Annotated in this window: 15 protein-coding genes; 9 read left to right on the top strand and 6 right to left on the bottom strand. The window is 64.9% G+C overall.

What is annotated here, in order from left to right; genetic code table 11:
- The first annotated feature begins 1 nt into the window (after position 1).
- Positions 2 to 598 carry a hypothetical protein gene (locus EUB48_RS11885; protein WP_210411622.1) on the top strand — a complete coding sequence of 199 codons (597 nt, stop codon included), beginning with the start codon at positions 2 to 4 and terminating at the stop codon, positions 596 to 598.
- Between the two features lie 30 nt (positions 599 to 628).
- Here the strand turns inward: EUB48_RS11885 and EUB48_RS11880 are convergent, their stop codons facing one another.
- Entirely contained in the window at positions 629 to 1,276 is a 648-nt protein-coding gene (locus EUB48_RS11880; RefSeq protein WP_142819317.1) for a GntR family transcriptional regulator, read from the bottom strand.
- Between the two features lie 108 nt (positions 1,277 to 1,384).
- Here EUB48_RS11880 and scpA point away from each other — a divergent pair, with 108 nt between their 5' ends.
- The 8 genes from scpA (at position 1,385) to EUB48_RS11840 (ending at position 13,919) form a co-directional block, all read left to right on the top strand.
- The gene (scpA, locus tag EUB48_RS11875; RefSeq protein WP_142819316.1) at positions 1,385 to 3,541 is read left to right on the top strand and encodes a methylmalonyl-CoA mutase; all 2,157 of its coding nucleotides are present in this window, start codon (positions 1,385 to 1,387) and stop codon (positions 3,539 to 3,541) included.
- Complete coding sequence (meaB, locus tag EUB48_RS11870) at positions 3,538 to 4,560, top strand: methylmalonyl Co-A mutase-associated GTPase MeaB (RefSeq protein ID WP_142819315.1); 1,023 nt, start codon at positions 3,538 to 3,540, stop codon at positions 4,558 to 4,560. The genes scpA and meaB overlap by 4 nt, the downstream gene beginning before the upstream one ends.
- 37 nt (positions 4,561 to 4,597) lie before the next feature.
- Positions 4,598 to 6,130: an acyl-CoA carboxylase subunit beta gene (locus EUB48_RS11865; protein ID WP_142819314.1), complete on the top strand. Its 1,533-nt coding sequence runs from the start codon at positions 4,598 to 4,600 to the stop codon at positions 6,128 to 6,130.
- Between the two features lie 340 nt (positions 6,131 to 6,470).
- On the top strand, positions 6,471 to 8,519 hold the full coding sequence (locus EUB48_RS11860; protein ID WP_142819313.1) for an acetyl-CoA carboxylase biotin carboxylase subunit: 2,049 nt from the start codon (positions 6,471 to 6,473) through the stop codon (positions 8,517 to 8,519).
- 31 nt (positions 8,520 to 8,550) lie between these two features.
- A complete protein-coding gene (locus EUB48_RS11855; protein WP_142819312.1) occupies positions 8,551 to 9,036 on the top strand; it encodes a VOC family protein in 486 nt (161 codons plus the stop codon).
- A gap of 121 nt (positions 9,037 to 9,157) precedes the next feature.
- On the top strand, positions 9,158 to 11,014 hold the full coding sequence (locus EUB48_RS11850; protein WP_142819311.1) for an FAD-dependent oxidoreductase: 1,857 nt from the start codon (positions 9,158 to 9,160) through the stop codon (positions 11,012 to 11,014).
- On the top strand, positions 11,011 to 12,867 hold the full coding sequence (locus EUB48_RS11845; RefSeq protein ID WP_142819310.1) for a 2-oxoacid:acceptor oxidoreductase subunit alpha: 1,857 nt from the start codon (positions 11,011 to 11,013) through the stop codon (positions 12,865 to 12,867). The genes EUB48_RS11850 and EUB48_RS11845 overlap by 4 nt, the downstream gene beginning before the upstream one ends.
- A complete protein-coding gene (locus tag EUB48_RS11840) occupies positions 12,864 to 13,919 on the top strand; it encodes a 2-oxoacid:ferredoxin oxidoreductase subunit beta (RefSeq protein WP_142819309.1) in 1,056 nt (351 codons plus the stop codon). Before EUB48_RS11845 ends, EUB48_RS11840 begins: the two co-directional genes overlap by 4 nt.
- Here the strand turns inward: EUB48_RS11840 and rsxB are convergent.
- The 5 genes from rsxB to hyi form a co-directional block, all read right to left on the bottom strand.
- The gene (rsxB, locus tag EUB48_RS11835; protein ID WP_142819308.1) at positions 13,916 to 14,584 is read right to left on the bottom strand and encodes an electron transport complex subunit RsxB; all 669 of its coding nucleotides are present in this window, start codon (positions 14,582 to 14,584) and stop codon (positions 13,916 to 13,918) included. The two genes, EUB48_RS11840 and rsxB, sit on opposite strands and share 4 nt — an antisense overlap.
- 8 nt (positions 14,585 to 14,592) lie before the next feature.
- Positions 14,593 to 16,017 carry a polyhydroxyalkanoate depolymerase gene (locus EUB48_RS11830; RefSeq protein WP_142819307.1) on the bottom strand — a complete coding sequence of 475 codons (1,425 nt, stop codon included), beginning with the start codon at positions 16,015 to 16,017 and terminating at the stop codon, positions 14,593 to 14,595.
- 210 nt (positions 16,018 to 16,227) lie between these two features.
- Entirely contained in the window at positions 16,228 to 17,517 is a 1,290-nt protein-coding gene (locus tag EUB48_RS11825) for a glycerate kinase type-2 family protein (protein WP_142819306.1), read from the bottom strand.
- 36 nt (positions 17,518 to 17,553) lie between these two features.
- On the bottom strand, positions 17,554 to 18,459 hold the full coding sequence (locus tag EUB48_RS11820) for a 2-hydroxy-3-oxopropionate reductase (protein ID WP_142819305.1): 906 nt from the start codon (positions 18,457 to 18,459) through the stop codon (positions 17,554 to 17,556).
- A 23-nt stretch (positions 18,460 to 18,482) separates the two neighbouring features.
- Entirely contained in the window at positions 18,483 to 19,262 is a 780-nt protein-coding gene (gene hyi, locus EUB48_RS11815; RefSeq protein ID WP_142819304.1) for a hydroxypyruvate isomerase, read from the bottom strand.
- Positions 19,263 to 19,265: the final 3 nt, after the last annotated feature.

Below are 19,265 nucleotides of genomic sequence, written 5' to 3'. Positions count from 1 at the left end.
CATGCACCTGCGTCACCCCGGCCGCTTCGCCGCGCTGGCGTTGCTGGTGCTGCTGGCGCCGCCGCTCAGGCACGCGCTCGAGTCGAGCATGACTGCACAGATGCTGCTGCAACTGCCATTGTTGATCGGCGTCGGTAGTCTGTTGGCGCAGGCGCTGCCGGCGCCGGGGCTGGCGCGAATCGCGCGCTGGAATCACCTCGGCATCAGCGGGCTGGTGCTCGCCAGCGTCGCCAGCGCATTCTGGATGCTGCCGCGTACGCTCGACGCCTCGGTGATCGAGCCACTGGTCGCCGCGGCCAAATATCTCTCGCTGCCGTTGCTCGTCGGGCTTCCGTTCGCGCTCAGCTGGCCGCGCATGAGTTTCATCGTGCGCGGTGTTTTTTTGCTTGAATTCATCGCCACGTTCTTCCGCCTGGGCTGGCTTTACCTGATCTCGCCCGAGCGCCTGTGCAACCTCTATCTGCTGGGCGATCAGCAGCGGCTCGGCAGGTACATGCTGGTGATTGGCTCGGTGCTGTTTCTCGGTGTCGCCGGCAAGCTCGTCTGGGGACGCTTTGAGCTGCCCGCGCGGCCGACTTTCCCGCCGTCCGAGGGCTGAAGCGCATCGGGCGCAGGGGCGCGAGTCCGATCAAGCCGCCGCTTCCAGCCCGTTCTTGAAGTGCTCGTGCATGCGCTGCACGGCCGCCGTGCTGTCGCGTGCGGCCAGCGCGGCCATGATGGCGCGGTGCTCGCGCAGGGACTCCTCGATCCGGCCCGACTTCAGCAGCGAGTTGTGGCGGTTCAGCTTCATGACCTTGCGCAGGTCGGCCACCATCTGGTCGCGCCAGCGGTTGTTGGCCACGGCCAGCAGTTGCATGTGAAAGCGCTCGTTCACGGCAAAGAACTGCTGGCGGTCCTCGTTGCCGGGCACGGCGGCAGCCTCCAGCTCCTGGTGCAGGGCCTGCAGTTCGCGCAGCTGCGCGTCGGTGGCCTGTGCCGCCACCACGCCGGCCGCGTCGGCTTCCAGCAGGCCGAGCAGGTGGTACACATCGGCCAGGTCGCGCTCGGACACTTCAGTCACGTAGGCGCCGCGGCGCACCTTCATGGTCACCAGGCCTTCGGCGGCGAGCACCTTGAGCGCCTCGCGCAGGGGCGTGCGGCTGATGCCGTATTGCTCGGCCAGCTTGAGCTCGTCAATCCAGCTGCCGGGCTCCAGCTCGCGGCTGAAAATGCGCTGGCGCAGCAGTTCGGCCACTTCTTCATAGAGTGCGCGGGGGGACAGGGAGGCAGCGACCATACGGTGAATTGTAGGCTCAAATGGGTATTCTGAATGAATAATTATAAATGATGTAAACTTGGCGCGATACAGAACCGACAATAGAACGACCACCGAGCGAGCCGTGCCATGAGCCCAAAGTCCCCTGAATTCAAATCCGCCAATCTCGATGATTGGGCCAAGGCCGCCGCCAGGTCCGCCCCCGGCGGCGATGTGAGCGCCCTGAGCTGGCACACGCCGGACGGCATCAGCGTCAAGCCGCTGTACACCGCGCAAGACATCAAGGATTTGCCGTACACCGACACGCTGCCCGGCTTCGAGCCCTATATCCGCGGCCCGCAGGCCACCATGTACGCGGTGCGGCCCTGGACCATCCGCCAGTACGCAGGCTTCTCCACGGCCGAAGAATCGAATGCGTTCTACCGCAAGGCGCTGGCCGCCGGCGGGCAGGGCGTGTCGGTCGCATTCGACCTGGCGACGCACCGCGGCTACGACAGCGACCATCCGCGCGTGACCGGCGACGTCGGCAAGGCCGGCGTGGCGATCGACAGCGTGGAGGACATGAAGATCCTGTTCGACCAGATCCCGCTGGACAAGGTGTCGGTCTCCATGACCATGAACGGCGCCGTACTGCCGGTGCTGGCCGGCTATGTGGTGGCGGCGGAAGAGCAGGGCGTGAGCCAGGACCAATTAAGCGGCACCATCCAGAACGACATCCTCAAGGAGTTCATGGTCCGCAACACCTACATCTACCCGCCCGAGCCGTCGATGCGCATCATCGGCGACATCATCGAGTACACGGCGCAGCACATGCCGAAGTTCAACTCGATCTCGATTTCGGGTTATCACATGCAGGAGGCCGGCGCGAACCAGGCGCTGGAGCTGGCCTTCACGCTGGCCGACGGCAAGGAGTATGTGAAGACCGCCATCGCCAAGGGCATGGACGTCGACGGCTTCGCCGGGCGCCTGTCCTTCTTCTGGGCCATCGGCATGAACTTCTACCTGGAAGTGGCCAAGATGCGCGCGGCGCGCCTGCTGTGGTGCCGCATCATGAAGGAGTTCAACGCGAAGAGCCCCAAGAGCCTGATGCTGCGCACGCACTGCCAGACCAGCGGCTGGTCCCTCACCGAGCAGGATCCGTACAACAATGTGGTGCGCACCACCATCGAGGCGATGGCGGCCGTGTTCGGCGGCACGCAAAGCCTGCACACCAACAGCTTCGACGAAGCCATCGCGCTGCCGACCGAGTTCTCGTCGCGCATCGCGCGCAACACCCAGCTCATCATCCAGGAGGAGACGCACATCACCAGCGTGGTGGACCCGTGGGCGGGCAGCTACATGATGGAAAAGCTCACGCAGGACATGGCCGATGCGGCCTGGGCCATTATTGAAGAGGTCGATGCCATGGGCGGCATGACCAAGGCCGTGGACAGCGGCTGGGCCAAGCTCAAGATCGAGGCCGCGGCGGCCGAGAAGCAGGCCCGCATCGATTCGGGCAAGGACGTGATTGTCGGCGTCAACAAATACAAGCTCAAGACGGAAGACGCGATTGAAACCCGCGACATCGATAACGTGGCGGTGCGTGACGGGCAGATCACGCGATTAAAAAATATCAAGCAAAATCGCGATGCAGCCCTTGTGCAGTCAGCACTGTCTGCTATCACTTCTGCAGCAGAGTCGGGCGCCGGCAATTTGCTGGACCTGACGATCCGCGCGATGCGCCTGCGCGCCACGGTGGGCGAGGTCAGCGATGCGATGGAGAAGGTTTACGGGCGCCACCGCGCCGATACGCAAAAGGTGACCGGTGTGTATGCAGCCGCTTATGACTCGGCCGAAGGCTGGGACAAACTCAAGGCCGAAATTGATCAATTCGCCCAGGATCAGGGCCGGCGCCCGCGCGTGATGATCTCCAAATTGGGCCAGGACGGCCATGACCGTGGCGCCAAGGTCGTCGCCACGGCCTTTGCCGACCTCGGCTTCGACATCGACATCGGCCCGCTGTTCCAGACGCCGGAAGAATGCGCGCGCCAGGCGATCGAGAACGACGTGCATGCCGTGGGCGTCTCCACGCTGGCGGCTGGCCACAAGACGCTGGTGCCGGCCATTCTGGCCGAGCTCAAAAAGCAGGGCGCCGATGACATCATCGTGTTCGTCGGCGGCGTGATTCCGCGCCAGGACTACGAGATGCTGTACGAGGCGGGCGTCAAGGGCATCTATGGCCCGGGCACGCCGATTCCGGCCAGCGCCAAGGATGTGCTGGAGCAGATCAAGGCTGCATTGAAGTGAGCCAGAGCGCACTGGTGGACGCAGTGCTGCACGGCGGGGCCAGCGTACAGCGCCGCGCCATCGCCAAGGCCATCACGCTGCTGGAATCCACCCGCGCCGACCACCGCGCGCAGGCCGACGAACTGCTCACGGCGCTGCTGCCGCACACCGGCAAGGCGTTTCGGCTGGGCATCAGCGGCGTGCCGGGCGTGGGCAAATCCACCTTTATCGAAGTGCTCGGCCTGTACCTGATCGAACAAGGCCACCGTGTTGCCGTGCTCACCATCGACCCGTCGTCCACGGTGTCGGGCGGCTCCATCCTGGGCGACAAGACGCGCATGGAAAAGCTCTCGGTGCACGAACGCGCGTATATCCGTCCAAGTCCGTCCAGCGGCACGCTGGGCGGTGTGGCCGAGAAAACGCGCGAGGCCATGCTGGTGTGCGAGGCCGCGGGCTACGACGTGGTCATCGTCGAGACCGTCGGTGTGGGGCAATCCGAGACGGCGGTGGCCGGCATGACCGACATGTTCGTGCTGATGCAGCTGCCCAACGCGGGCGACGATTTGCAGGCCATCAAGAAGGGCGTGATGGAATTGGCCGACCTGGTGGTCATCAACAAGGCCGACCTCGATGCCGATGCCGCGCGCCGCGCCCAGGCGCAAATCATGTCGGCGATGCGGCTGTTTGGCCTGGTGAACCATGCGATGGGACACGCCCAGGCGCAGGGCCCCGACAAGCAGTGGCATCCCCAGGTGATCCAGCTCAGCGCGCTGCACGGCAAGGGTGTGGCCGAATTCTGGGCGGCGGTCACGCAGTACCAGGCGCTGCAGGGCGCCAACGGACGGCTGGCGGCGCGCCGGCAACATCAGGCGCTGGCGTGGATGTGGGAGCGCATCGATGCGGGCCTGAAGCAGGCGTTCCGCCAGCATCCGCAGGTGCGCGAGCTGCTGCCGCAGCTGACCCGCGAAGTCGCCGAAGGCCGGCTGGCGGCCTCCACTGCAGCACGAAATCTGCTCGCAGCCCAGGACAGACGGGCATGATCCACTATCAATATTGAAGCAACGACGAAAACTGACCATGCAAAACATCCTCGAACAACTCGAAGCCAAGCGCGAACTCGCGCGCCTGGGCGGTGGACAAAAGCGCATTGATTCCCAGCACAAGAAGGGCAAGCTCACGGCCCGCGAGCGGCTGGAACTGCTGCTCGATGAGGGCACGTTCGAGGAATGGGACATGTTCGTGGAGCACCGCTGCAGCGACTTCGGCATGGCCGACAACAAGATTCCGGGGGACGGCGTGGTCACCGGCTACGGCATGATCAACGGCCGCCTGGTGTTCGTGTTCAGCCAGGACTTCACCGTGTTCGGCGGTGCGCTGTCCGAGGCGCATGCCGAGAAGATCTGCAAGGTGATGGACCAGGCCATGAAGGTCGGCGCGCCGGTGATCGGCCTGAACGATTCGGGCGGTGCGCGCATCCAGGAAGGCGTGGCCTCGCTGGGCGGCTACGCCGACGTGTTCCAGCGCAACGTGATGGCCAGTGGCGTGGTGCCGCAAATCAGCATGATCATGGGGCCGTGCGCGGGCGGCGCCGTGTATTCGCCGGCCATGACCGATTTCATCTTCATGGTCAAGGACAGCTCGTACATGTTCGTCACGGGCCCCGAGGTGGTCAAGACCGTGACGCACGAGGAGGTCACCGCCGAAGAGCTGGGCGGTGCGATCTCGCACACCACCAAGAGCGGCGTGGCCGACCTGGCGTTCGAGAACGACGTGGAGGCGCTGCTGATGTTGCGGCGCCTGTACAACTACCTGCCACTCAGCAACCGCGAAAAAGCCCCGGTGCGCCTGAGCGGTGATCCGGCGGATCGCATGGAGGCTTCGCTCGACACGCTGGTGCCCGACAACCCCAACCAGCCCTACGACATGAAGGAGCTGATCACCAAGACCGTGGACGATGGCGACTTTTTCGAGCTGCAGCCCGAGTATGCGAAGAACATCCTCATCGGCTTCGGCCGCATGGAAGGGCAGACCATCGGCATCGTGGCGAATCAGCCGCTGGTGCTGGCGGGCTGCCTGGACATCAAGAGCTCGATCAAGGCCGCGCGCTTCGTGCGCTTTTGTGACGCCTTCAATATCCCCGTGGTCACGTTTGTCGATGTGCCGGGCTTCATGCCGGGCACCGCGCAGGAGTATGGCGGCATCATCAAACATGGCGCCAAGCTGCTATTCGCCTACGCCGAATGCACGGTCCCGAAGATCACGGTGATCACGCGCAAGGCCTACGGCGGCGCCTACGATGTGATGAGCTCCAAGCACCTGCGCGGCGATGTCAACTTCGCCTGGCCGAACGCCGAAATCGCGGTGATGGGCGCCAAGGGCGCGGTGGAAATCATCTTCCGCGAGGACAAGAACGATCCTGTAAAACTCGCTGCACGCGAGGCGGAATACAAGGAGCGTTTCGCCAACCCGTTCGTGGCCGGTGCGCGCGGTTTCATCGACGATGTGATCCTGCCGCACGAGACGCGCAAGCGCATCTGCCGCAGCCTGGTGATGCTGCGCGAGAAGAAGATCGAGAACCCGTGGCGCAAGCACGGGAACATTCCGTTGTGACCATGGACATGAAGAGCTTTGCACTGAACCGCGTGGGTGAGAGCGGGCTGCCCGGGCACTTTGCTTCGTGTCCCCCGGCCTTTGGCCTCCTCCTTTACCTGCGCAAAGCACCCGGGCAGCCCGCTCTTGAAGTGGCGGGGTCGGCCGGCCTGCGCAAAACCCCCTTCGCAGCAACGGGCGCGGTGTGTCTGCCGCAGCGAAGTAAAGGAGGAGCCCGCAGGGCGGGGGACATGAGCGAAGGCGGATACACCGTGCCCGTTGCGGGCTCAGACACAGCCCTGATGACGCTTCAAGCCACTGCGCAAAGCACAAAACCTGATTCCCGAATAGGAGACTGCGAATGTTTACCAAAATCCTGATTGCCAACCGCGGTGAAATCGCCTGCCGCGTGATCAAGACGGCCCGCAAGATGGGCATCAAAACGGTGGCGGTGTATTCCGACGCCGATGCAGGCGCGCGCCACGTGGCGTTGGCAGACGAGGCCGTCAACATCGGCCCGGCACCCAGCCGCGAGAGTTACCTGGTGGCGGACAGGATCATTGCCGCTTGCAAGCAGACCGGCGCGCAGGCGGTGCACCCGGGCTACGGTTTCCTGAGCGAGAACGCGGACTTTGCCAGGCGGGTGGAGGAAGAAGGCATTGTCTTCATCGGCCCCAAGCACCATTCCATCGCGGCGATGGGCGACAAGATTGCGTCCAAGAAGCTGGCCAAGGAAGCCGGCGTGAACTGCATCCCCGGCGTCAACGAAGCGATTGAGACGGCCGAGCAGGCGGTCGAGATCGCCAAAGGCATTGGCTACCCCGTCATGATCAAGGCCAGCGCCGGCGGCGGTGGCAAGGGGCTGCGCGTGGCGTTCAACGACAAGGAAGCGTTCGAAGGCTTTACCAGCTGCCGCAACGAGGCGCTGAGCAGCTTTGGCGACGACCGCGTGTTCATCGAGAAGTTTGTCGAGGAGCCGCGCCACATCGAAATCCAGCTCATGGGCGACAGCCATGGCAACTGTGTTTACCTGAACGAGCGCGAATGCTCGATCCAGCGCCGGCATCAGAAGGTGATCGAGGAGGCACCGTCACCCTTCATCTCCGAGGCCACGCGCAAGGCCATGGGCGAGCAGGCGGTGGCATTGGCCCGCGCGGTCAAGTACCAGAGCGCCGGCACGGTGGAGTTCGTCGTTGGCCGGGACCAGAGCTTTTATTTCCTGGAGATGAATACGCGGCTGCAGGTCGAACATCCGGTGACCGAGTGCATCACCGGGCTGGACCTGGTGGAGCTGATGATCCGCGTGGCGGCCGGCGAGACGCTGCCGCTGGAACAAAAAGACGTGCAGCGCAGCGGCTGGGCCATCGAGTGCCGCATCAACGCCGAAGACCCGTTCCGCGGCTTTCTGCCGAGCACCGGCCGGCTCGTGCGTTTCCAGCCGCCGAAGGAGACGATGTTTGCGGCCGATCCTTCGCACCTGTATGGCGTACGCGTCGACACTGGGGTGCGGGACGGCGGCGAGATCCCGATGTTCTACGACTCGATGATCGCCAAGCTCATCGTGCACGGCAAGGACCGCCTCGACGCCATTGCGAAGATGCGCGAGGCGCTCAACGGCTTTGTGATTCGCGGCGTCGGCAGCAACATCCCGTTTCAGGCAGCGCTGCTGGCGCATCCCAAGTTTGTCGCCGGCGATTTCAACACCGGCTTCATCGCCGAGCACTATGCCAGCGGCTTCAAGGCGGAAGAGGTGCCACGCGACGACCCGAACTTCCTGGTGGCGCTGGCGGCGTTTGTGAACCGCCGCTATCGAGACCGCGCGACCGGCATCAGCGGCCAGATGCAGGGCCATGAAGTGGCAGTGGGTGAGGAGTTTGTGGTGGTCACGCTGGGCCAGCAGGGGCACCACCTCACCAGTCCGGTGCAGGTCACGGACTTTGAAGGAAAAACAGGCTCCAGCCATGTCCAGGTGGGCGCAAGCAGCTATAAGTTTTGTAGCAACTTCAGGCTCGGTTCGGTCCGCATTCGCGGCACCTGCAACGACCGGCCGTTCACGGCGCAGGTCGAGCGCGGCACGGGCAAGAACCCCCTGTCCATTCGCGTGGCGCACAGCGGCAGCCGCATCGACGCGCTGGTGCTGTCGCCGCGCGCGGCCGCGTTGTATGCGCTGATGCCCTACAAGGCGCCGCCCGACATGAGCCGCTACGTGCTCTCGCCCATGCCGGGCCTGCTGGTGGATGTGGCGGTGCAGCCGGGGCAGAAGGTGCAGGCGGGCGAGCGCGTGGCCGTGATCGAGGCCATGAAGATGGAAAACGTGCTGTTTGCGGTGGCCGACGGCGTGGTGGGCAAGGTGCTGGCGGCCAAGGGCGAAAGCCTGGCGGTGGACCAGCCGATCATCGAGTTTGCATGAACGCATGCATGAACGAAAATTGGGAGTTCACATGAGTCAGCGTCCTTTCAAAGTTCTCGGCATCCAGCAAATCGCCATCGGCGGCCCCAGCAAGGAGCGCCTGCGCACGCTGTGGGTGGACATGTTCGGCCTGGAAATCACGGGCAACTTTGTCTCGGAGCGCGAGAACGTGGATGAAGACATCTGCGCCATGGGTACGGGCCCGTTCAAGGTCGAAGTGGATCTGATGCAGCCACTTGACCCCGACAGGAAGCCGGCCGTCCACAGCACACCGCTCAACCATGTCGGGCTCTGGATCGACGACCTGCCCGGCGCGGTGCAGTGGCTCTCAAGCAGGGGCGTGCGCTTCGCGCCCGGCGGCATCCGCAAGGGCGCGGCGGGGTTCGACATCTGCTTCGTCCACCCCAAGGGCAACGACGAATTGCCGATTGGCGGTGAGGGGGTTCTGATCGAGTTGGTGCAGGCGCCGCCCGAGGTGGTCAGCGCTTTTTCCCGGCTGGCGCAGGCGGTATCCTGAGCGTTTGACGTGTAAAGACCACGCTGCGGGATTCACCCGAGAACACTTTCAGGGCTGCGAGGCTTAGACTGTTATTACTAGTCACCGTTTGTGCAAAGCACACCAGGGCAAGGAGACAGTTTTGCAGCCTACCGATATCGCGAATCCGTCCTATTTCCACAAGGTCGTCGATTGCCAGTGGGCCTGTCCGGCCCACACGCCCGTCCCCGAATACATCCGGCTGATCGGCCAGGGTCGCTACAGCGACGCCTACATGGTCAACTGGGTCTCCAACGTGTTTCCCGGCATCCTGGGGCGAACGTGCGACCGGCCCTGCGAGCCGGCCTGCCGGCGCGGCCGGGTCGAGGAAAGCAATGGCGAGCATCCCGAGCCGGTGGCGATCTGCCGGCTCAAGCGCGTGGCCGCCGACAACAAGGACGACGTGCGCGACCGCATGCCGATCCCGGTGGCGCCCGAGCTGCGCCGCAAGGGCAAGCGCATCGCCTGCATCGGCGCCGGACCGGCCTCGCTCACCGTGGCGCGCGACCTCGCGCCGCAGGGGTATCAGGTGACGGTGTTCGATGCCGAAGCCAAGGCCGGCGGCTTCATGCGCACGCAGATTCCGCACTTTCGCCTGCCCGAGGCGGTGATCGACGAGGAAACCGGTTATGTGCTGAATCTGGGCGTGGAATTTCGCAGCAGCCAGCACATCGCCTCCATGCGCGAGCTGTTGGCGCAGGGCTTCGATGCGGTTTTTGTTGGTTGCGGCGCGCCGCGCGGGCGCGACCTGGATATCCCGGGGCGTCGGGAGGCCACCGCGCACATCCATATCGGCATCGACTGGCTGGCCTCGGTCTCGTTCGGTCACGTCACCAGCATCGGCAGGCGTGTCATCGTGCTGGGCGGCGGCAACACCGCGATGGACTGCTGCCGTTCGGCGCGCCGCCTCGGCGGCGAAGACGTGAAGGTGATCGTGCGCAGCGGCTTCGAGGAGATGAAGGCCTCGCCCTGGGAGAAGGAAGATGCGATGCACGAGGGCATTCCGATCATCAACTTCCACGTGCCCAAAGCCTTCGTGCACGAAGGCGGCAAGCTCACGGGCATGACATTCGAAATGGTCAAGGCGGTGCGCGACGACAAGGGCCGGCGCGAGCTGGTGCCCACCGGCGAGCCCGACGTCTTCGTCGCCTGCGACGAGGTGCTGATCGCCGTGGGGCAGGAAAATTCGTTTCCGTGGATCGAGCGCGACTGCGGCATCGCCTTCGACGAGTGGGGCCTGCCGGTGCTCGACAAAAAGACCTTCCAGTCCAGCCTTGCGCACGTGTTCTTCGGTGGCGATGCGGCGTTTGGCCCCAAGAACATCATCACCGCGGTGGCCCACGGGCACGAGGCGGCGGTGTCCATCGACCGGTTGCTGCACGGCGAGGACATCCGCCAGCGGCCCGCGCCGCACGTGAATCTGCTGTCACAGAAAATGGGCATCCACGAATGGAGCTACGACAACGCGATCTCGGGCGATGCGCGCTTCAAGGTGCCCTGGGCCAAGGCCGAGAAGGCGCTGGCCAACATCCGTGTGGAGGTGGAACTGGGCTTTGACGCCGCCACCGCCTTCAAGGAGGCCGAGCGCTGTCTGAACTGCGATGTGCAGACCGTGTTCACCGACGGCAGCTGCATCGAGTGCGATGCCTGCGTGGACATCTGCCCCATGGACTGCATCACCTTCACCGACAACGGCGAGGAGGACGATCTGCGCACGCGGCTCAAGGCGCCTGCCGTAAATACCACGCAGGACCTGTATGTGTCGGGGCTGCTGAAAACCGGCCGGGTCATGGTCAAGGACGAGGACGTCTGCCTGCACTGCGGCCTGTGCGCCGAGCGCTGTCCCACGGGCGCCTGGGACATGCAGAAGTACCTGCTCATGGAAACTTACGCGGGCGAACGAGCGCGTGACCGCAAGAGCACCAGAGTCGGGGCACAGCGCATGGAGGCCAGGGCATGAAGCGCATCGAATCGGTGAACGACTTTGTCGTCAAGTTCGCCAACGTCAACGGCTCGGGCTCGGCCTCGGCCAACGAGCTGTTCGCCAAGGCCATTTTGCGCATGGGCGTGCCGGTCAGCCCGCGCAACATCTTTCCGAGCAACATCCAGGGCCTGCCCACCTGGTACGAGGCGCGCGTGTGCGAAAAAGGTTACCTCGGCCGGCGCGGCGGCGTGGACATGATGGTGGCGATGAACCCGCAAACCTGGGATGCCGATGTGGCCGAGGTCGACCCCGGCGGCTACCTGTTCTACGACAGCACGCGGCAATTGCCGCCCTCGAGCTTTCGCGAAGACCTGCACGTGATCGGCATGCCGCTCACCGCCATCTGCAACGCCACCTACGAGGACGCGCGCCAGCGCCAGCTGTTCAAGAACATCCTGTACGTGGGCGCGCTGTCGATGTTGCTGGGGATGGACGCGCAGGTCATCGAGACTCTGTTTTCCGAGCAGTACCGCGGCAAGGAGCGGCTGCTCGAGTCCAACGTGCGCGCACTGAATGCGGGCCGCGAGTTTGCGCGCGATCACCTGGACCCGATCGGCCTGCAGGTGCGCGCTTCCAAGAAAGTCGGCGAGCGCATCTTCGTGGACGGCAACAGCGCCGCGGCGCTGGGCTGCGTGTACGGCGGCGCCACGGTGGCGGCCTGGTACCCGATCACGCCGTCGTCCTCCGTGGCCGAGGCGTTCCAGAAGTATTGCAGCAAGCTGCGCGTGGAGCCGTCCACGGGCATGAACAAGTTCGCCATCGTGCAGGCCGAGGACGAGATCGCCTCCATCGGCATGGTGGTGGGGGCCGGGTGGAACGGTGCGCGTGCCTTCACCGCGACCTCGGGGCCGGGCGTGTCGCTGATGACCGAGTTCATCGGCCTGGCGTATTTCGCCGAGATCCCGGTCACCATCATCAACGTGCAGCGCGGCGGGCCGTCCACCGGCATGCCCACGCGCACGCAGCAGGCCGACCTGCTGTCGTGCGCCTACGCCTCGCATGGCGACACCAAGCACGTACTGCTGTTTCCCGAAGACCCGCACGAATGCTTCGAGCACGCGGCCGCCGCGCTGGACCTCGCCGACCGGCTGCAGACGCCGGTGTTCCTGATGACCGACCTGGACATCGGCATGAACCAGCGCCTGTGCGAGCCGTTTGTGTGGGACGATGCACGCCAGTACGACCGCGGCAAGGTCATGACGGCCGAAGAACTGGAGGCCGGCAAGGATTTCGGCCGCTATAAGGACGTGGACGGCGACGGCATCCCCTGGCGCACGCTGCCCGGCACGCACCCGAGCCGGGGCAGCTACTTCACGCGCGGCACCACACGCGACCCGTACGCCCGCTACTCCGAGCGCGGGCCGGACTATGTGTACAACGTGCAGCGGCTGCTGAAGAAGTTCGAGACCGCTGCCACGCTGGTGCCGCAACCCGTGCTGCGCAAGGCGGCGCGCAAGACGCGGCTCGGCGTCATCTACTTCGGTTCCACCTCGCCCGCGATGAACGAGGCGCTGGATTCATTGACGGAGGTGGGCATCCACCTGGACGCGCTGCGCCTGCGCGCCTTCCCGTTCCCCGAGAGTGTGGCGCAGTTCCTGGCCGAACACGAGTCCGTGTTCGTGGTCGAGCAGAACCGCGACGCGCAGATGCGCAGCCTGCTGGTGAATGAGCTGGAGGTGGATCCATCGCGCCTGGTGCGCGTGCTGCACTACGACGGCACGCCGATCACGGCGCGCTTCATCACCGAAGCCATCACCGACCACGTGCACGCCGAGGCGAGCACGCCCAAGCGCAAGGCGCGAAGCACCGTCCAGGAGCAAGCCGTATGACCTACCTCGCCAAACCCCGCCTGCACCATCCCGCGTTGCAGACCAACAAGGTCGGCTACACCCGGCGCGACTACGAAGGCAAGGTTTCCACGCTGTGCGCGGGCTGCGGCCACGACTCGATCTCGGCGGCCATCATCCAGGCCTGCTGGGAGCTCGACATCGAGCCGCACCGCGTGGCCAAGCTCTCGGGCATCGGCTGCAGCTCCAAGACGCCGGATTATTTTCTGGGCGCCTCGCACGGCTTCAACACCGTGCACGGGCGCATGCCCTCGGTGCTGACCGGCGCCAACCTGGCCAACCGCGACCTGCTGTACCTGGGCGTCTCGGGGGACGGCGACTCGGCCTCGATCGGCCTGGGCCAGTTTGCCCATGCGATGCGGCGTGGCGTGAACATGGTCTACATCGTCGAAAACAACGGCGTGTACGGGCTGACCAAGGGGCAATTCTCCGCCACCGCCGATCGCGGCTCCAAAAGCAAGAAGGGCGCGATCAACCGCGACAGCCCCGTCGACTTGATCGGCATGGCGCTGCAGCTCGGCGCCACCTACGTGGCGCGCAGCTTCTCGGGCGACAAGGCGCAACTGGTGCCACTGATCAAGGGCGCCATCGGCCACGGCGGCGCGGCCTTCATCGACGTCATCAGCCCCTGCGTCGCCTTCAACAACCACGCGGGCAGCACCAAGAGCTACGACTATGTGCGCGAGCACAACGAGGCCGTGAACCGCATCGACTTCATCACGCCGCGCAGCGAAATCACCACCGACTACGCGCCGGGCGAGGTGGTGGAGGTGCTGCAGCACGACGGATTGATGCTGCGCCTGCGCAAGCTGCACGAAGGCTACGACCCGACCGACCGGCTGGCTGCGATGAACCATGTGCAGATGCACCAGGCGCGCGGCGAGGTGGTCACCGGCCTGCTCTACGTCGACCCGGATGCCAGCGACCTGCACGCGGCGCTCAACACCAGTGCCACGCCACTCAACACGCTGGGGCGCGGGGATCTTTGCCCGGGCGCCCAGGCGTTGGCAGGCCTGAACGCGGCGCTGCGTTAATTTCCGCCGGATGCGTTGCCGCGGCGCGCGCGTGCGCGAGCCAGCGCCGCTTCAATCACAGCGCGCTTTTGGGCGAGTGCATCCGGGTCGGTGATCTGCGAGTGGGCTGGCAGGTCGGCCAGTTTGGCCTGGGCTTTTTCTTCGAGCCTTTTATCGTTCTCGCCCTGGTCTCGTATACGCCTGAAGCTATGAAATTCATAGCGTTCGCGGGCTTCGTCGGCCTGGGCTTGTGACCACGCCGCCCAGCCGGTGCGCTCTTGCGTGGCGTTCTCCATGCTGATGCAGTCCACCGGGCAGACCGGAACGCACAGCTCGCAGCCGGTGCAGTAGGGCTCGATCACGGTATGCATCAGCTTGTTGCTGCCGATGATGGCGTCGGTCGGGCAGGCGGCGATGCACAGGGTGCAGCCGATGCACCAGGCCTCGTCGATGACGGCCACCGTGCGCGGGGCCTCGAGCCCATTCGCGGGATTCAGGGGCTGCACGGGCCGCCCGGTCAGGCGGGCGAGCCGGCCAATGCCCTCAGCGCCACCGGGTGGGCACTGGTTGATGTCTGCTTCGCCGCTGGCAAGGGCTTGGGCATAGCCTGCGCAATCCGGGTAACCGCAGCGCGTGCACTGGGTTTGGGGCAGGGCGGCATTGATGCGGGCGGCCAGCGCATCCACAAACGAACCTACTTCTTGCGCGCGACTTTTGTGGTCGTTGCTTTGGCGACCGGTTTGCTGACCACTTTGACGGTCTTGCTGGCACTCGTTTTGACTTGGGCCGCCGCTTGCGTTGCAGCGTGTGCTACTGGTTTTGTAGCAGCTTCTTCAGCCTTGATAACGGCTTTGGCGGCATGGTGCTCAAGAATAAAGCGCTTGACCTCGGGGTAGACCACCTCACGCCAGCGCCGGCCACTGAAGATGCCGTAGTGGCCGGCACCCTTGGCCTCCAGATGGCGTTGCTGCGATGCAGGCACGCCAGTGCACAGCTCATGCACGGCCCGGGTTTGACCCAAACCGGAAATATCGTCGAGCTCGCCCTCGACGGAAAGCAGGGCGGTGGTCTTGATGTCCTGGGGCCGAACACGCTCGGTCTTGCCATCCACGCCCTTCACGTCCCAGGTTCCGTTGACGAGGCAGAAATCCTGAAACACCACCCTAATGGTCTCCAGGTAGTAGTCGGCGTCCATGTCGAGCACGGCGTTGTATTCGTCGTAGAACTTGCGGTGCGCTTCCGTGCTGACGTCATCGCCCTTGAGCAGGTCGTTGAAATAGTCGTAGTGGCTGCGGGCGTGGTTGCTCGGGTTCATGGCAACAAAGCCGGTGTGCTGCAAAAAGCCCGGGTAAACGCGCCGCCCGGCGCCGGGGTAGTTGCTGGGCACGCGGTAAATCACGTTGTTCTTGAACCAGTCGTGGCTCTTGTTGGTCGCCAGGTTGTTGACCGAGGTGGGCATCTTGCGCGCGTCGATCGGCCCGCCCATCATGGTCATGGTCAGGGGCGTGGCTTCGCCGCGGCTGGCCATCAGCGAAACGGCTGCCAGCACCGGCACGGTGGGCTGGCACACGCTCACCACGTGGCAGTTGCCGTAGCGCGCCTGCAGATGACGGATGAATTCCTGCGCATAGTTGACATAGTCGTCCAGGTGGAATTCACCCTCGGACAGGGGCACCAGCCGGGCATTTTTCCAGTCGGTGATGTAGACCTTGTGGTTCTTGAGCATGGTCTTGACGGTGTCACGCAAGAGCGTGGCGTGGTGACCCGACAGCGGGGCCACGATCAGCACCGCAGGCTGGCCCTTGAGCTTGGTCAGTGTCTCCGGGTCGTCGGTGAAGCGCTTGAAGCGGCGCAGCTCGCAAAACGGCTTGTCGATTTCGACCCGCTCGTGGATGGCCACATCAATGCCGTCCACCGGGACGGTTTGCAGGCCAAACACCGGCTTTTCGTAATCCTTGCCCAGGCGGTAAAGCAGGCCGAATCCGGCCGAGACGCGTTGTGCGAAGGGGTTGTGGCCCAGCGGCGACAGCGGATTGCCATACATCTTGGCGGCAGCCTGCGCAAAGTCGGCGAAAGGCTCCATCAGGGAGCGCTGGGTTTCGTAGATTTGGTACATCATGCTGAACATCTACTTTCGTTATATGTTGCAACGCAATATACCAGTTGTCCGACAAGCTGTCGTGGAGAGCAACCCCCAATTTCCACCCGACGTTGCCGATTTTGTGGAGAATCGGCAGGGAAAATGGCATGAACGCAACGGTGCGGCCCGGCAGGCCGCGCAGGGCCAAAGGCTGGCGACGACTTTGGCGTTTCGGCCTCTGCGGGGGCCTCAGGTTTCGGCAGGTGCTTCGATGAGAAGGGCGCGAAAGTCGTTCACGTTGGTCAGCGTCGGCCCGGTGATCACCGAATCCCCCAGCGCCTCGAAAAAGCCATGACCGTCATTGTTCGCCAAGGCGTCTCTGGGCCTGATGCCCCGTGCCCAGGCACGCGCCAGAGAGTCGGGCGCGAGGCAGGCGCCGGCAATCTCCTCCTGGCCATCCACGCCATCGGTATCGCCCGCCAGCCCATGGATGCGCGGGTGGCCGTTGAGGGCGATGCCTATGGAGAGCAGGCATTCCACGTTGCGCCCGCCGCGCCCGCTGCCGCGCACGGTGACGGTGGTCTCGCCGCCCGAAAGCAGCACGCAGGGCGGCTGCACCGGCTGGCCGCGCCCGGCCACTTGCAGCGCGATGCCCGCCAGCACCTTGCCGACGTCACGCGCCTCGCCTTCCAGCGCGTCACCGAGGATGTAGGGGGTGTAACCGGCTTGCCGCGCCACGTTGGCCGCGGCCTCCAGCGCCATTTGGGGGGTGGCGATCATGCGGACGCTGGCGCGCGCCAGCCGCGGGTCGCCGGGTTTGACGGACTCGCTGCGGCCGCTTTCGAGCACGCCCTGCACCGCCGCCGGCACCTCGATGCCGTAGCGCTGGATGATGGCGAGTGCGTCTTCGCAGGTCGTGGGGTCGGCGACCGTGGGGCCGGAGGCGATGTCGATCGGATCATCGCCTGGCACATCGGAGATCAACAGGGTGAGCACCCGGGCCGGATGGCAGGCTGCGGCAAGGCGGCCGCCCTTGATGCCCGAGAGGTGGCGCCGCACGCAGTTCATCTCGCTGATGGTGGCGCCCGACTTCAGCAGGGCGCGGTTCACGTTCTGCTTGTGGTCCAAGGTCAAGCCTGACGCGGGGAGCGGCAGCAGCGACGAGCCGCCGCCCGAGATCAGGCACAGCACGAGGTCATCCGGGCGCAAGCCCTTAACCAGCTCGAGCAGGCGTTCTGCGGCGGCCAGGCCGGCGGCGTCGGGGACCGGATGCGCCGCTTCGACGATCTCGATGCGCTCGCAGGGCACCGCGTAGCCGTAGCGGGTGACCACCAGACCCGACAGGGGCCCCGGCCAATGATCTTCAACGGCCCGCGCCATCGCGGCCGAGGCCTTGCCCGCACCAATCACGATCAGACGGCCCGTTCCAAGCTCCTTCGGCGATGGCATGTACGGCGGGATGCACAGCGCCGGCTGGGCGCTGGCGGTGGCGGCGTCGAACAGGCGCCGCAGCAAGGCCTGCGGAGTTTCTTGGGGCATGGTCGGGTGTCTCGGGGAGAGTCTCGCTTGTACGCTTCAGCTGGCCTTCTGGCCGATTTCGAAGTTCGATAACTTTTCCAGTGCGCGCACCATCCCCGAGTGATCCCAGGCGGCACCGCCGTGCGAGACGCAGGCGCTGAACAGTTGCTGGGCATTCGAGGTGGCGGGCAGCGCCAGGCCCAGCGATTTGGCCGCGCCCAGCGCCAGGTTCAGGTCCTTCTGGTGCAGCGCGATGCGAAACCCCGGATCGACGCTGCGCTTGATCATGCGATCGCCCAGGATGTCCAGGATGCGCGAGGTGGCCAAGCCGCCCATCAGCGCCTGGCGTACCTTGCCGGCATCGGCGCCAGCGCGCGCCGCGAACAGCAGCCCCTCGGCGACGGCGTTGATGGTCAGGGCCACGACGATCTGGTTCGCGACCTTGCAGGTCTGGCCGTCGCCTATGCCGCCGACCAGCGTGATGTTCTTGCCCATGAGTTCGAACACGGGCCGCACGCGATCGAACACGGCCTGTTCGCCGCCGACCATGATCGACAGGGTCGCATTCTTCGCGCCGACATCACCGCCGCTGACCGGCGCGTCGAGGTAGTCGCAGCCCAGGGCCTGGATCTTTTTCGCGAATTCCTTGGTCTCGACGGGTGAGATCGAGCTCATGTCCACCACCACCTTGCCCTTGCCCAGTCCCGCGGCAACGCCGTTCTCGCCGAATAAGACGGCTTCGACATCGGGTGTGTCGGGCACCATCGTGATGATGATGTCGGCGCGCTCGGCCACGCCGCGGGCGCTGATGCACTGCGTCGCGCTGCTGGTGGCGATCGGCTCGGGCGTCTTGCCGCGTGTGTAGACGAACAGTTGGTGGCCGGCCTTGAGCAGGTGGCCGGCCATCGGGGTGCCCATGATGCCCAGGCCGATGAAGCCGATCTTGAGAGGTTGTGAAGTCATGATGTGGGTCGTTGTTGGGGAGTTTATTTCAGAAGTTGCTGGCGCCAGCCCAGGCCGGCCTCGGTGGTGGTGGCGGGCTTGTATTCACAGCCGATCCAGCCGGTATAGCCGATGCGATCGAGGTGAGCGAACAGGAACGCGTAGTTGATTTCGCCGCTGCCCGGTTCGTTGCGGCCCGGGTTGTCGGCCAGCTGGATGTGGCCGATGCGCGGCAGGTACTTCTGCATCGTCGAAGCCAGCTCGCCTTCCATGCGCTGGGCGTGGTAGATGTCGTACTGGACGAACGCGTTGTCGGCACCAACCTCGACCAGGATGGAGACGGCCTGCGTCGTTCGGTTGAGGTAGAAGCCCGGGATGTCGAAGGTATTGATCGGCTCGATCAGCAGCCTGAGTCCGGCCTTCTTCAATTGCGCGGCGGCATAGCGCAGGTTCTCAATCAAGGTCTCGCGCAGCACGTTGTCGGCGATGCCCTCGGGCGCCTGGCCCGCCAGGCAGTTGAGCTGACCCACGCCCAGCGCCTTGGCGTAGGTGATGGCCGTTGCCACGCCATCGCGGAACTCGGCCACACGGTCCGGGTGACAGGCAATGCCGCGCTCGCCCGCGTCCCAATTGCCGGCGGGCAGGTTGTGCAGCACCAGCGTCAAGCCCTGGGCGTCAAGCCGTTGTTTGATGTCGTCCGCGCTGTAGGCATACGGGAACAGGAACTCCACGGCCGTGAAGCCGGCCTTGGCGGCGCGCTCGAAACGGTCGAGGAAGGGGTGCTCGGTGAAGAGCATCGTGAGGTTGGCGGCAAAGTTTGGCATTTC

It is taken from the genome of Rhodoferax sediminis (assembly GCF_006970865.1).
Classification (GTDB): Bacteria; Pseudomonadota; Gammaproteobacteria; order Burkholderiales; family Burkholderiaceae_C; genus Rhodoferax_A; species Rhodoferax_A sediminis.
Note: the sequence above shows the minus strand (reverse complement) of the source record. Positions and strands in the feature narration are given on the sequence as shown.